At 66.5% G+C, this 13231-nt stretch carries 12 protein-coding genes and 1 pseudogene; 5 read left to right on the plus strand and 8 right to left on the minus strand.

The genetic code is table 11. The features are described from left to right. Nucleotides 1-7: 7 nt before the first annotated feature. A complete protein-coding gene (locus H143_RS0108995) occupies nucleotides 8-937 on the minus strand; it encodes a LysR family transcriptional regulator (protein WP_019937907.1) in 930 nt (309 codons plus the stop codon). A 106-nt stretch (nucleotides 938-1043) separates the two neighbouring features. Between H143_RS0108995 and H143_RS0109000 the strand changes: the two genes are divergently transcribed. From H143_RS0109000 to H143_RS0109015, 4 genes are all read left to right on the plus strand, one after another. Further along, on the plus strand, nucleotides 1044-1982 hold the full coding sequence (locus H143_RS0109000; RefSeq protein WP_019937908.1) for a dihydrodipicolinate synthase family protein: 939 nt from the start codon (nucleotides 1044-1046) through the stop codon (nucleotides 1980-1982). 81 nt (nucleotides 1983-2063) lie between these two features. Then, on the plus strand, nucleotides 2064-3020 hold the full coding sequence (locus H143_RS0109005; RefSeq protein ID WP_019937909.1) for a tripartite tricarboxylate transporter substrate-binding protein: 957 nt from the start codon (nucleotides 2064-2066) through the stop codon (nucleotides 3018-3020). Then, nucleotides 3010-3717, plus strand: coding sequence for an SDR family NAD(P)-dependent oxidoreductase (locus H143_RS0109010; RefSeq protein ID WP_019937910.1), 708 nt, complete (start codon nucleotides 3010-3012; stop codon nucleotides 3715-3717). Before H143_RS0109005 ends, H143_RS0109010 begins: the two co-directional genes overlap by 11 nt. A 41-nt stretch (nucleotides 3718-3758) precedes the next feature. After that, nucleotides 3759-4925 carry a mandelate racemase/muconate lactonizing enzyme family protein gene (locus H143_RS0109015; RefSeq protein ID WP_019937911.1) on the plus strand — a complete coding sequence of 389 codons (1167 nt, stop codon included), beginning with the start codon at nucleotides 3759-3761 and terminating at the stop codon, nucleotides 4923-4925. A gap of 89 nt (nucleotides 4926-5014) precedes the next feature. On the opposite strand, the gene H143_RS0109020 is transcribed toward H143_RS0109015, so the two are convergent. Then, nucleotides 5015-5530 (minus strand): GNAT family N-acetyltransferase, encoded by a 516-nt coding sequence (locus H143_RS0109020; RefSeq protein WP_019937912.1) that lies wholly within the window; start codon nucleotides 5528-5530, stop codon nucleotides 5015-5017. A gap of 208 nt (nucleotides 5531-5738) precedes the next feature. On the opposite strand from H143_RS0109020, the gene H143_RS0109025 reads away from it, so the two are divergent. Then, complete coding sequence (locus tag H143_RS0109025) at nucleotides 5739-8000, plus strand: arginine/lysine/ornithine decarboxylase (protein WP_019937913.1); 2262 nt, start codon at nucleotides 5739-5741, stop codon at nucleotides 7998-8000. A 134-nt stretch (nucleotides 8001-8134) separates the two neighbouring features. Here the strand turns inward: H143_RS0109025 and H143_RS0109030 are convergent. The 6 genes and pseudogenes from H143_RS0109030 to H143_RS0109055 all read right to left on the minus strand — a co-directional run. Beyond that, a pseudogene (locus H143_RS0109030) lies at nucleotides 8135-8476 on the minus strand (ammonium transporter); the annotation flags it as partial. Nucleotides 8477-8538: 62 nt separating this feature from the next. After that, a complete protein-coding gene (locus H143_RS0109035; protein ID WP_019937915.1) occupies nucleotides 8539-9558 on the minus strand; it encodes an Ldh family oxidoreductase in 1020 nt (339 codons plus the stop codon). Nucleotides 9559-9600: 42 nt separating this feature from the next. Next, nucleotides 9601-10527, minus strand: coding sequence for a hydroxyacid dehydrogenase (locus H143_RS0109040; RefSeq protein WP_019937916.1), 927 nt, complete (start codon nucleotides 10525-10527; stop codon nucleotides 9601-9603). A gap of 33 nt (nucleotides 10528-10560) precedes the next feature. Next, nucleotides 10561-11565: a tripartite tricarboxylate transporter substrate binding protein gene (locus H143_RS0109045; RefSeq protein WP_019937917.1), complete on the minus strand. Its 1005-nt coding sequence runs from the start codon at nucleotides 11563-11565 to the stop codon at nucleotides 10561-10563. A 140-nt stretch (nucleotides 11566-11705) separates the two neighbouring features. Then, nucleotides 11706-12881, minus strand: a complete 1176-nt coding sequence (locus H143_RS0109050) for a UxaA family hydrolase (RefSeq protein WP_019937918.1) — start codon at nucleotides 12879-12881, stop codon at nucleotides 11706-11708. 48 nt (nucleotides 12882-12929) lie between these two features. Then, nucleotides 12930-13211, minus strand: coding sequence for a UxaA family hydrolase (locus H143_RS0109055; RefSeq protein WP_019937919.1), 282 nt, complete (start codon nucleotides 13209-13211; stop codon nucleotides 12930-12932). Nucleotides 13212-13231: the final 20 nt, after the last annotated feature.

Genomic DNA, 13231 nt, shown 5'->3' on the forward strand with positions numbered 1-13231 from the left:
GGGGCGTTCAGCGGCCGGGCGGTGCCTGGCCGAGCACGCTCCACAGCCGTTCGGCCACGGGCGACATCGCGTTGGGCTGGCGGTACAGGCAGATTTCCACCGGAACATCCCAGGAAGGTCCGCCGGCCCGCAGCAGCCGGCCCTGGGCCAGATCCTCGCGCACCAGCATGTCCGGCAGCCAGGCGATGCCCCGGCCTTGCAGCGCCATCGAGCGCAGCAGCACGGCATGGGGCGCGACGAAGGTTTCCCTCAGGGTCAGCTCCGGGCTGTGCCGCAGCTTGTGCTGCACGATGCGCCCCAGGCCCGATGCGCCGTCGTAGGCCAGCAGCGGCATGGAGCCCTTGCCTTGCAGCGCGTGGGCAGGCTGCGCGGCAGCTTCGGATGCCGCGGCGCTGACGGGTACAAGCACGTCCGTGCCCAGCTTTGCCACGGGGTAGTCCAGCTCGTCCATGCGGCTGGCCGATTGCGGGTACCGGTGGCAGAGCAGGAACTGCACGCGCCGCTGCATCATGAGATCCTCGCAGGCCTGGAAACTGTCGGACATCATCTGGATGGCGCCCACGTCCAGGCCGGATTCCAGGTTGACCAGCCACTGCGGGAAGAACATCAGCGACAGCGTGTGCGTGGCCGCGAACCGCAGACTGGCGGCTTCCTGCGCGTGCGCCAGGCGCGCCTTGATGCGGGCCGCTTCCAGGTCGGCCAGCACCTGCAGCAGCAGCGGCCGGAATTTCTGGCCCGCGGCGGTCAGCTCTGTGGGATGGGCGCTGCGGTCGAAAAGCTCCACCCCCACCCATTCTTCCAGGGCGCGGATGTGCCGGCTGAATGCCGGCTGCGCGATGGAACGCACTTCGGCGGCGCGCGAAAAACTGCCCGTTTCGGCCAGGGCGCAGAAGTCTTCCAGCCATTGCATGTCGAGCGGACGGTTGCCGGGACCCATATGGTGCGAAGCAGCAGAGATAGTTGTATGCGATTCGAGTATTGGACGGCGGGCGCGGCCGCCCCAATCATGGCGTCATTCCGACACGCACAAATTGGAGACGCCCATGCCTTCCATCCAGAACTACCGGGGCATTATCCCCGCAATTTCCTGCCCGTTCACGGACGATCACCGCATCGACGAACCCGCCCTGCGCCGGCTTGCCGGCTGGCTGGCTGGCCACAAGGGGGTCGTGGCCGTGATGACCAACGGCCATACCGGCGAGGTGTTCTCGCTGACCCCGGCCGAGCGCGCCCAGGTCACGCACATCGTGGCCGACGAACTGCGCGGGCGCCTGCCGGTGATTTCATCCATCGTCTGCGAGGGTGTCATCGAGGCGGCCGAGCATGCCCGCGCCGCGCGCGAGGCGGGCGCGGCGGCACTGGACGTGATGCCGCCGCACCACTGGCTGCGTTTTGGCTTTACCTCCGGACATGCTCTGCAGTATTTCGAGGCCATCCACACAGCGGCTCCCGACCTGGATCTGGTGTGTCACGTCTATCCGGCCTGGACGCGCGCGGCCTACTCGTCGCAGCTGCTGGCCGACCTGGCCCGGTTGCCCTACGTGCAGGCCTTCAAGGTGGGCCAGCGCGACATGAACAAATATGCACGCGATATCCAGGCACTGCGCGAGGCCGACGCTTCCAAGGCCATACTCACCTGTCATGACGAATATCTGCTGGCCTCGATGGTGCAGGGCGTGGACGGCGCGCTCGTGGGCTTTGCCACGTTCATCCCGCAGCTCATCATCGATTTGTGGGAGGCAGTCAAGGCCGGCGACCTCAAGCGCGCCCAGGCCATCCAGGCCGTCATCACGCCGCTCAAGGACGCGGTGTACGGCGGCGGCGAACCCACCGGCGAAGCGCATGCGCGTATGAAGGCCGGCATGCATCTGGCCGGCGTGATCGACAATCCCGCGGTGCGCCCGCCCACCGAAGCGCCGGGCAAGGCCGAGCTCGATGCCCTGCGCGCCGCGGTGGCCCAGGCCGGCCTGCTCAAGCGCTGACCGCAGTCCGGCACGCGGCGTTTCGCCGCGCGCCAGAGCCGCCCGGCCGGGCGGCGCATTATCAAAAGAGGAGACACAAAAATGAAAATGAAATTCATGCTGCACGTGGCTTTTGCCGCGCTGGCCGGCCTGGGCGGTTTTGCCGCCCAGGCCAAGTATCCCGACCATCCTGTGCGGGTCATCATCCCCTTCCCGCCGGGCGGCACGCTGGACTTGCTGGGGCGCGAACTGGCGCAGAAACTGGGGCAGCAGACCGGGCAGAGCTTCATCATCGAGAACCGCGCCGGGGGCAACGGCGTGATCGGCGCCGATGTCGTGACCCAGTCCAAGCCCGACGGCTATACCTTGCTGTTCAATGCCTCGACGTTCATCACGGCGCCCATGACGATGAAGTCGCCGCCCTACAACGTGCAAAAGAACTTCACGCCCATCGCTATGGTGGCCAAGGCGCCGCTGGCGGTATCGGTGAACAAGAATCTGCCCGTGACCGATATCGCGGGCCTGCTGGCGTATTCCAAGAGCCATCCCGGCATGACGTTCGCCGTGGGTTCCATCGGTTCGGCCGGTCATCTGGGCACCGAGCTGCTCAAGCGCGAGGGCGGGCTGAACTATATGGTGGTGCCCTACAAGGGCACGGCGCCCGCCTTCCAGGATCTGATCGGCGGGCAGATCGACGGCTTCATCGATCCGGTGCTGGGCGCGCTGGAGTCCTACAAGAGCGGCCTGCTCAAGATCCTGGCCGTGACTTCCGATAAGCGCCTGCCCAATCTGCCCGAGGTGCCGACCGTGGCCGAGACCCTCCCCGGCTACCAGGCCTATAGCTGGTACGGCCTGTGGGGACCCGCGGACGTGCCGGCCGCGGTCGTCGCCAAACTCAATGCCCAGGTCAACACGGCGCTGGCCGCGCTCGAACCCAAGTACGCGGCGCTGGGCTTGCTGCTGACGCCGGGCAGCGTTGCCGATTTCGTCAAGTTCCAACGCGAGGACATGGCTCGTTCGCGCAAGCTCATCGAAGAAGGTCACATCCGTGTCCAATGACGATTCCGACCGCGCGCTGGCCGTGGTGACCGGCAGCGGCGCGGGCATAGGCCTGGCCATCGCGCAGCGCCTGCTGGCCTCGGGCTGGCGCGTGGCGGGCCTGGACATCGGCCCGGCCGCGACGGATCACCCGGCCTACCGCCACGTGGCGGTGGACCTGTGCGATCCCCTGGCCACCCGAGCTGCCTGCGCGGCGCTGCAGGATGCCGGTGCGCTGGTGCATGCGGCGGGCATTCTGCGGGTGGGCACGCTGGAACAGCTGGCCCCGGCCGACGGCCTGCGCATGTGGACGCTGCATGTCGATGCGGCGACGCGCCTGGCCCAGGCCCTGATGCCGGCCATGGCCGGACGGGGCGCGGGCCGGGTGGTGCTGGTCGGCAGCCGGGTGGCCCAGGGCATGCCGGGCCGCAGCCAGTACGCGGCCACCAAGGCGGCCCTGGTGGCCATGGCGCGCAGCTGGGCGGCCGAATTCGCCGCGCGCGGCGTGACGGTCAATGTGGTGTCGCCCGCCGCCACGCAGACCGGCATGCTGAGCGATCCGGCGCGGGCCGCCAGCCTGCCGCGCCTGCCGCCCATCGGCCGCCTGATCCAGCCGCCGGAGATCGCCGCGCTGGTCGATTTCCTGCTCAAGCCCGAGGCCGCGGCCATCACCGGGCAAGACATCGCGATCTGCGGCGGCGCTTCGCTGCCGCGCTGAAAGATGCGCATTCCTTGAACTTCCAGACCAAGAGACCTTTCATGAAAATCGTGGACATCCGCGAATCCACCCGACCGATATGCTCGGACATCCGCAACGCCTATATCGACTTCACCAAGATGACCTTGAGCCTGGTCGCGGTGGTGACCGATGTCATCCGCGACGGCAAGCCGGTTGTGGGCTACGGCTTTAACTCGAATGGCCGCTACGGCCAGGGCGGTCTGATCCGCGACCGCTTTCGTCCGCGCGTGCTCGAGGCCGATCCGGCCTCGCTGCGGGATGACACGGGCGAGAACCTCGACCCGCACAAGATCTGGCAGCGCATGATGATCAACGAGAAGCCCGGCGGCCACGGCGAGCGCTCGGTGGCGGTGGGCACGATGGACATGGCGGTCTGGGACGCGGTCGCCAAGATCGCCGACAAACCGCTGTATCAGCTGCTGGCCGAGCGCCACGGCAACGGCCGGGCCGATCCGCGCGTGTTCGTCTACGCGGCGGGCGGCTACTACGATCCCCGCAAGGGTCTGGACGGGCTGCGGGCCGAAATGACCGGCTACCTCGAGCGCGGATACTCGGTGGTCAAGATGAAGATCGGCGGGGCCACGCTGGCCCAGGACTGCGAGCGCATCGAGTCGGTGCTCAAGATACTCGGTCCGGGGCAGCAGCTTGCGGTCGATGCCAACGGCCGCTTCGATCTGGAGACCGCCGTTGACTATGCCCGCGCGCTGTCGGCCTATCCGCTCTTCTGGTATGAGGAGGCGGGCGATCCGCTGGATTACGCGCTGCAGGCCAAATTGGCCGAGGTCTATGAGGGGCCGATGGCCACGGGCGAGAATCTGTTCTCGATGCAGGACGCGCGCAATCTGATCCGCTATGGCGGCATGCGCCCCGACCGCGATTGGCTGCAGTTCGACTGTGCGCTGAGCTATGGGCTGGTGGAGTATCTGCGCACGCTGGACATGCTCAAGGAGTATGGCTGGTCGGCGTCGCGCTGCATTCCGCACGGCGGGCATCAGATGTCGCTGGCGATTGCGGCGGGGCTTGGGTTGGGGGGTAACGAAAGTTACCCGGATCTGTTCCAGCCTTATGGCGGGTTTCCGGACGGCGTGCGGGTGCGCGATGGGTATGTGGATTTGCCGGCGTTGCCGGGGATAGGGTTCGAGGGCAAGGCGGATTTGATTTCGGAGATGCGGGCGTTGGCGGGGTAATTGTTGTTTTGAGTTTTTTTACGCCCGCGGTGCCGATGCTCTGGGCATCTCATCTTGTTTCATCTCGTCCCGTTTCGTTTCGGCTCACCTCACCTCAAGACGCGGCTCATCAGCACTTCGTCGATCAATTCGCCGTTGACGCAGAGCGAATCGGGCTCGCGGCCGTATTCCACGAAGCCCAGATCGGCGTAGAGCGCCATTGCCGCGGTGTTGTCCGCGGCGGCCGTCAGGTGGACCCGGCGCACGCCGGGCATGGTGGCGGCACGCGCCAGGGCGGCTTGCAGGAGCTGCCGGGCCAGGCCCCTGCCGCGGTGTTCGGGGTCGACATAGACGCCCCAGATGAAGGCCTTGTGGCGCGCCTTGAGCTTGCCGTACTGCGAGATGCAGGTCATGCCGACCATGCGGCCTTCGGCGAAGGCGCCCAGGACGGCGCTTTTTTCGTCTGCCTCGGCCAGGCGCAGGAAATGGTCCAGGCCCAGTAATTCCTCTTCCTCCATGCTCGATCCGAAGGCGCGCGGCGCCTCGGTCAGTGCGGTCAGGCGCACCTCTCGAAGGGCCGAGGTGTCGGGGGCGGCGAGCAGGCGTATCTGTATGGGGTTGGACATGTCGGCGAGAGGCGGGCGAGGAGCGGGCGAGTCCCTAAAGTATGTCACGCATCGGCTCGCGCAGGACCATGGCGATCGGGTGTGTCGGGCGGCCGTAGGTTTTTGTCAACTTGCTGTATCGGACTCGCTGTAAACTCGCGTCCGTTATTTGGCCCGAGGCCCCCGTCGCCGGTGTGTACAGGTCCCATCCTCATCCAGGAGCGCCTGCATGAAATTTCGCTTTCCCATCTTCATCATCGACGAGGATTACCGGTCCGAGAACGCGTCGGGCCTGGGTGTCCGGGCCCTGGCCTCGGCTATCGAGGCCGAGGGCGTGGAGGTGATCGGCGTCACCAGCTACGGCGACCTGACTTCCTTTGCCCAGCAGCAAAGCCGCGCCAGCGCCTTCATCCTGTCCATCGACGACGAAGAGTTCGACGACGCCTCGCCCGAGGGCGTGGCCGGCGCCATCAAGAACCTGCGCGCCTTCATCGGCGAGGTGCGGTTCCGCAATGCCGACATTCCCATCTATTTGTACGGCGAGACGCGCACGTCCGAGCACATTCCCAACGACATCCTGCGCGAGCTGCACGGCTTTATCCACATGTTCGAGGACACCCCCGAATTCGTGGCACGCCACATCATCCGCGAAGCCAAGAGCTACGTCGATGGCCTGGCGCCGCCCTTCTTTCGGGAACTGGTCGACTATGCGCAGGACGGTTCGTACTCCTGGCACTGCCCGGGCCACTCGGGCGGCGTGGCGTTCCTGAAGAGTCCGGTGGGCCAGATGTTCCACCAGTTCTTCGGCGAGAACATGCTGCGCGCCGACGTCTGCAACGCGGTGGACGAACTGGGCCAGCTGCTGGACCATACCGGCCCGGTAGCCGAGTCCGAGATCAACGCCGCGCGCATCTTCAACGCCGACCACTGCTTTTTCATCACCAACGGCACATCCACCTCGAACAAGGTGGTGTGGCATGCCAACGTGGCCGCGGGGGACGTGGTGGTGGTGGACCGCAATTGCCACAAGTCCATCCTGCACGCCATCACGATGACCGGCGCGATTCCGGTGTTCCTGCGCCCCACGCGCAACCACCTGGGCATCATCGGCCCCATTCCGCTGGAAGAGTTCGACCCCGAGAACATCCGCAAGAAGATCGAGGCCAATCCCTTCGCCCGGGAGGCCAAGAACAAGGAGCCGCGCATTCTCACGCTGACGCAGAGCACCTACGACGGCGTGATCTACAACGTGGAAATGATCAAGGAAAAGCTGGGCAGTTACGTCGACACGCTGCACTTTGACGAGGCCTGGCTGCCGCACGCGGCCTTCCACGAGTTCTACCAGGACATGCACGCCATCGGCACCAACCGTCCGCGCAGTCATGACGCGATGGTGTTCGCCACGCACTCCACGCACAAGCTGCTGGCGGGCATTTCGCAGGCCTCGCAGATCATCGTGCAGGAGTCCGAGACGCGCAAGCTGGACCGCAACGTGTTCAACGAGGCCTACCTCATGCACACGTCCACCTCGCCGCAGTACGCCATCATCGCTTCGTGCGACGTGGCCGCGGCCATGATGGAGCCGCCAGGGGGCACCGCGCTGGTCGAGGAAAGCATCAAGGAAGCCATGGATTTTCGCCGCGCCATGCGCAAGGTGGAGTCCGAGTTCGGCAAGAACGACTGGTGGTTCAAGGTCTGGGGGCCGAACCGCCTGCCCAGCGAGGGCATAGGCAACCGCGGCGAGTGGCTGCTGGAGTCCAACGACCACTGGCACGGCTTCGGCGACCTGGCCGAGGGCTTCAACATGCTCGATCCGATCAAGGCCACGGTGGTCACGCCGGGGCTGGACATGTCGGGCAGCTTCGGCGAGACGGGCATCCCGGCCGCGCTGGTGTCCAAGTACCTGACCGAGCACGGCGTGGTGGTCGAGAAGACGGGCCTGTATTCCTTCTTCATCCTGTTCACCATCGGCATCACCAAGGGCCGCTGGAACACGCTGCTGACCGATCTGCAGCAGTTCAAGGACGACTACGACCGCAACCAGCCGCTGTGGCGCATCCTGCCCGAGTTCTGCCGCGCGCATCGCCGCTACGAGCGCATGGGCCTGCGCGATCTGTGCCAGCAGATCCACGAAGCCTATCGCGCCAACGATGTGGCGCGGCTGACCACCGAGATGTACCTGAGCGACATGGTGCCGGCCCTGAAGCCTTCCGACGCCTTTGCCCGCATGGCGCACCGCGAGGTCGAACGGGTGGCCATCGATGCGCTGGAGGGCCGCGTGACCGGCGTGCTGCTCACGCCCTATCCGCCGGGCATTCCGCTGCTGATTCCGGGCGAACGCTTCAACAAGACCATCGTGCAGTACTTGCAGTTCGCCCGCGAGTTCAATCTGAAATTCCCGGGCTTCGAGACCTATATCCACGGCCTGGCCGAGGACATCGGGCCGGACGGCGAGAGGCGGTTCTACGTGGATTGCCTGATCGAGGACTGACTCGGTCGGGTTCTCGACTGAGCTGAGCCTGTTGAGTTCTTGATCCGTCCCAGCTTGCCGCAGACGGCTCAAGAACTCTATAGCAACCAGGCCGCTGATCTTGTCCAGGGCCGGCGCGCTCATCACGACAAAGGCATGCCCTCGAACAGGGGATAGAGAAAGCCCACGGTCACGAAAGTCGCGCACAGCTGCGGGTTGAATTTCGCGCGTTCGGCGATGCCGCCCGAGACAATGGCCGGGATCGCCGCCGCGAAAGTCAGAAGAAAAAAACGCACCCGCTGATGGGCGTTGTGCTGCGCCGGGGCATTCGCGTCGCTGGTGAACTGCACGCCGTAGGCGGTGGTGTAGCCGATAAAAAAGTAGGCGATGGTCGATACCGGGAAATCGACCAATATCTTCACGAGCGCGTTGACTTGGGTTTTCTTGCGGACCGTGCCTAATTTCAGGAAAGCCAAGCCCGCGGGCATGGCGGACACCCTGCCCGTGTGAAGGGTCGACCGGAAGCCTCGTTTCGGTGCCCAAGCCTCAGTTCGGTGGTTTATTGAATTGATTTGCCGCCTTGCGCCAGCTGGCGCAACTGCCGCAGGGCTTCGTCGGTCAGGTCGATGCCCGAAGCGCGCGCGGCGCGTTCGCGTTCATCGCGTCTTGCGCCGGGCAGGCGCACCTGCGCATCCTGCAGCATGGCGGCGACCAGCGTCTCGATGCGCTCGAAGAAGACCTCCTGCCCGGCCAGCGCGCGCGGGTCGATGACCAGGAAAGCCTGGCCGATCCGCGGCCGGTTGCCTTCATCGGCCAGGAAGGAATCGGCCTCGAATCCGAATCGGGCGCCGGTCAAGGCGCACGCCAGCAGTTCGACGATCAACGCCAACATTGCGCCCTTGACGCCGCCTGCCGGCAGCATGCTGCCGGCCATGCCCGCCTTGGGGTCGGTGGTAGGCTGGCCGTCGGCGTCCAGCGCCCAGCCCAATGGAATGGGCTGGCCGTCGCGCGCGGCGACCATCAGCTTGCCTCGCGCCGCCGCCGACAGCGACAGATCGATCAGCAGCGGTTCGGCTTCGCGGCGCGGAAACACGGCGGCGATGGGGTTGGTGCCGAACAGCGCACGCCTGCCCCCCCAGGCCGGCATGGCGGCGGGGGAATTGCTGAAAGCCAGCCCCACCATCCCGGCCTGTGCGATGGCCTCCAGGTGCAGCCCGGCCGCGCCGAAGTGATGGCTGTTGGTGACGCCGGCGAAGGCGACGCCCAGGCGCGCCGCGCGCGCCACCGCTTCGCTCACCGCCAACGCGCAAGCCGGGAACGCCAGGCCGTCGGCGGCGTTCACCAGCAGCCCGGCGCCATGCTCGTGCAGAATCACCGGCAGCGCGGCGCCGTCGACGCGGCCGTTGCTCAAGTGCGCGCAATAGGCGGGAACGCGCGATACGCCGTGCGAAGCCAGCCCCTGCGCCTCGGCCCTGACCAGTGCCTGCGCAGTCGAGCGGGCCATGGCGGGCGAAGCGCCGTGGGCGCCCAGGGCCTGTTCGGCCAGTTGCTCAAGTTCGTCGAATGCGATGCGTGCCATGGTGAGAGATTCCGATAAAAAAAGCGCGGACGGGTGGGAGCTTCAGGCGTGCAGGGCCTCATCCACGCGCTGCGCCACCAGGCTGCAGACGCGTTCGTTGGCTTCCTGCGTGAGGCCTGCGATGTGAGGCGTCAGGATCAGATTGGGGGCGTTGGCCAGCGGGCTGTCCGCCGGCAGTGGCTCCTGTCCGAAGACATCGATCGCCGCGCCGCGCAGCGCCCCGTGCCGCAGCGCCGCGGCCAGAGCGGCCTCGTCGACGATACCCCCGCGCGCCGTGTTGATCAGGATGGCGCCCGGTTTCATGCGCGCCAGGCGCGCGGCGTCGAACAGGCCTGCGGTCTGGGGCGTCAGGGGAACGTGCAGGCTGACGGCGTCGCACTCGGCCAGCAGGTCGTCCAGCGCCAGGGGGCGCACGCCAGTCTCGGCCCAGACGGGCGCGCCGGCATCCAGCATGGGGTCGTGCGCGGCGATTTTCATGTCCAGTCCGCGCGCCAGGCGCGCGGTCAACTGGCCGATGCCGCCAAAGCCGACGATGCCCAGCGTGCGGCCTTGCGCCTCCAGCCCGCTGGACAGGGCCGTGCGCGGCCAGGCGCCTGCGGCCACCTGCGCGCTGTGGATGTATGCGCCGCGCAGCAGCGCCAGCGTCGTCGCGATCACGTATTCCGCCACGGCCCGCGCGTTGGCGCCCGTGGCGGGAATCACCCGCACGCCGCGTTCGGCGCAGGCGGGCAATTCGATGTTGTCCAGGCCCACTCCCAGGCGCCCCACCGCGCGCAGCCGCGGCGCGGCAGCCAGCAGCGCCGCGTCGACCCGGGTGCGGTTGCGCACGATCAGCGCGTCGGCTGCCTCGCAGGCCTGCAGCAGCGCATCGCGGCGGTCCACTAGGTCGGGGTCGTAGCGCACGGTGTGGCGCGCCGCAAGCATCGCGACGGCGGCGTCGTCCATGAATTCTGAAATGACGATCAGCATGAGAGGGGTCCAGGTCGAGGGAGAGGAACGGGTTCAGGAAGTGTGGATGCCGGACTCCTGGATGACCTTGCGCCAGGTCTGCACCTGCGTGTCCAGGTATTTGCCGAATTCAGCCGGGCCGCGCGGCTGCGGGATGAAGCCCAGGCGGGTCATGTCGCGCTGCATGGCCGGCTTGTCCATTTCGGCCACGATTGCCGCGCTCGCGCGCTGCACGATGTCCGCCGGCGTGCCGGCGGGCACCATGATGCCGGTGAAGTTTTCCACGATGAGGTCGGGGATGCCGGCTTCGGCCACGGTCGGGACATCGGGCACGTCCGGACTGCGCTGGTGCGTGGTGAGCGCCAGCGCCCGCAGCGTGCCGCTTTTGACGTATGCCAGGGATTCCGGATAGTTGGAGAACACCACATCGATCTGCCCGCCGATGAGATCGGTGAGCGAGGGGGCGCCCCCCGTGTAGGGCACATGTGTGAACCGGGTGCCGGTCAGTTTCTCGTACAACGCCAGCGTCAGGTGCGGCGGCGAGCCGTTGCCGCTGGAGCCGGCGGTGAGCCGTTTGGCCTTGGCGGCCTTGAGCAGATCGCCCATGGTCTTGATCGGACTCTTGGCATTGACCACCACCATCATGGGCGATGCGGCCAGGCCGGCCAGCGGCGCCAGGTCCTTGAGCAGGTCGTATCCCGAATTCTTGAACAGCGTGGCGTTGGCCGCGTGCGTCATGGTGATGGCCAGCCAGGTGTAGCCGTCGGGGCGGGCCCGCGCCACAAAGGCGGCGCCGATGTTGGCATTGCCGCCGGGCCTGTTCTGGATGATGAGGTTCCAGCCATGATTCGCACCCAGGGCCTTGCCGACCAGGCGGGCGGCCACGTCGGTCAACCCGCCGGGCGGAAACGGCACGACGTACTGGATGGGCGATGTGGGCCAGGAATTCTGTGCCAGGGCGGCCCGCAGGGGCAGGCTGCCTAGCAGGCCGGCCGCGCCGGCGACGCGCAGTACGCGCCGCCGATCCTTGTCGACCAATGCATGAACGTTGTCTTTCATGTTGCTCCTCCATAGTGGTTTGGGTCTTTCCGGGCTTTGCCGCAGTCGCCCTTGCGGGCGCTCAGGCGCGGCGCGGGTTCTCGCACGGCGCAGCGCGCCGGGGTCTGTCGCCCCGGTCGCCGCTGCGCCGTTTCGGCCGATCAGGCGCTCTCGAACAGGCGCGTCAGCACGAACTCCCGGTGGCCCAGCGCCTCGGCGGCGGTCCAGCGGCCGTTGGCGGTGGCCAGCATGCATTCGAGCAGCATGTCGCCAGCCTGATCCAGGTCTATCTGGCGCTGCAGCAGGCCCGAGGTATCCACGTCGATGTGCTCGGACATGGTGCGCACCGTGCGCGGATTGGCGCAGATCTTGATGACGGGCAGGATGGGGTTGCCGATGACGTTGCCCTGCCCGGTGGGAAAGAAGTGCACCGCGAAACCCGAGGCCGCGCACAGCGTGACCATCTCGGCGGCGGCCGACGACGAGTCCATGAACCACAAGCCTTTGCCGGTGGGCATCTCGGCCTTGTCCAGCACGCCGTCGACGCGGCACTTCTTGCCGATCTTCTGGATGTTGCCCATGGCCTTTTCTTCGATGGTGGTCAGGCCGCCGGCGATATTGCCCTTGGTGGGCTGGGACTCGGACAGGTCGCTGGTCTTCCAGCGGTCGATCATGTCCTGGTAGCGGTTGAACATGAACATGAAGCGTTCACGCACGGCATCGTTGGCGCAGCGCTTGGCCACGATGTGTTCGCCGCCGGTGATCTCCGATGTTTCGCCGAATACAAGGGTATTGCCCGTCGCGTACAGCTTGTCGAAGGCGTTGCCGACCGTGGGGTTGGCGCCGCAGCCGGATGTGGTGTCTGACTCGCCGCACTTGGTCGACACCCACAGTTCGGAGAGCGGGCATTCGACGCGCCGCAGCGCGGTGGCGTAATGCACGTATTCCTTGGCCTGCTTGGAGGCGCGCATGACGGTGTCGTGGTCGCCGTGCAGTTCGATGCTGAATCCCGCAACGGGCTTGCCGGTGGCGGCGATGCCCTCGACCACGCGTTGGGTCCAGCCTTCCTCGATGCCGATCACGACGACGGCCGCAACGTTCGGATTGCAGCCGGTGCCGATTAGCGTGCGAAAGTGCAGCTCCAGGTCTTCGCCGAATTGCAGGCGGCCATAGGGGTGGGGCAGGGCCAGTGTGCCCTTGATGTTGTGGGCGACGGCCTCGGCCGCGGCATTGGAGATGTCGTCCACGGGCAGCACGATGACGTGATTGCGCACGCCCACGCGACCATTGTCGCGCCGGTAGCCGTGAAAGGTGGTGGATGGGGTGATGATGGCCATGTTGGAGAATCCTGTGGGTCGGGTATGGATGACGGACGGCAAGCCGGCCTACCAGCGCTTGGTCTTGATGTTGTGGACGTGGGCATGCTGGCCCGCCTGGATCGGCGCCACCACTTTGCCGATGTCCTCCCCATACTTGTAGACCGTGTCCCCGACCGCCATGTCGGCGAGCGCGACTTTGTGCCCGATGGGAATGTCCTGGCGGGCGCGGACCTGAACGATGCGGTCCTCGTCCATGACCCAGGCGTTCAGTTCGGTTCCCGCGGTCAGGCCTTCGACCACGACGACGGCCACGGTGTCTTTGGCCTCGTGCAATACGGCATGAATCATTTTTTCCCTCCTTGATCGAT

The sequence above is a fragment of the Bordetella sp. FB-8 genome (genome assembly GCF_000382185.1).
In the GTDB taxonomy this organism is placed as follows: domain Bacteria; phylum Pseudomonadota; class Gammaproteobacteria; order Burkholderiales; family Burkholderiaceae_B; genus Bordetella.

Bases quoted from the DNA above. Each gene is read 5' to 3' on its own strand.
- H143_RS0108995 (WP_019937907.1), bottom strand. From the start codon at position 937: ATGGGTCCCGGCAACCGTCCGCTCGACATGCAATGGCTGGAAGACTTC.
- H143_RS0109000 (WP_019937908.1), top strand. From the start codon at position 1,044: ATGCCTTCCATCCAGAACTACCGGGGCATTATCCCCGCAATTTCCTGC.
- H143_RS0109005 (WP_019937909.1), top strand. From the start codon at position 2,064: ATGAAAATGAAATTCATGCTGCACGTGGCTTTTGCCGCGCTGGCCGGC.
- H143_RS0109015 (WP_019937911.1), top strand. From the start codon at position 3,759: ATGAAAATCGTGGACATCCGCGAATCCACCCGACCGATATGCTCGGAC.
- H143_RS0109020 (WP_019937912.1), bottom strand. From the start codon at position 5,530: ATGTCCAACCCCATACAGATACGCCTGCTCGCCGCCCCCGACACCTCG.
- H143_RS0109025 (WP_019937913.1), top strand. From the start codon at position 5,739: ATGAAATTTCGCTTTCCCATCTTCATCATCGACGAGGATTACCGGTCC.
- H143_RS0109035 (WP_019937915.1), bottom strand. From the start codon at position 9,558: ATGGCACGCATCGCATTCGACGAACTTGAGCAACTGGCCGAACAGGCC.
- H143_RS0109040 (WP_019937916.1), bottom strand. From the start codon at position 10,527: ATGCTGATCGTCATTTCAGAATTCATGGACGACGCCGCCGTCGCGATG.
- H143_RS0109045 (WP_019937917.1), bottom strand. From the start codon at position 11,565: ATGAAAGACAACGTTCATGCATTGGTCGACAAGGATCGGCGGCGCGTA.
- H143_RS0109050 (WP_019937918.1), bottom strand. From the start codon at position 12,881: ATGGCCATCATCACCCCATCCACCACCTTTCACGGCTACCGGCGCGAC.
- H143_RS0109055 (WP_019937919.1), bottom strand. From the start codon at position 13,211: ATGATTCATGCCGTATTGCACGAGGCCAAAGACACCGTGGCCGTCGTC.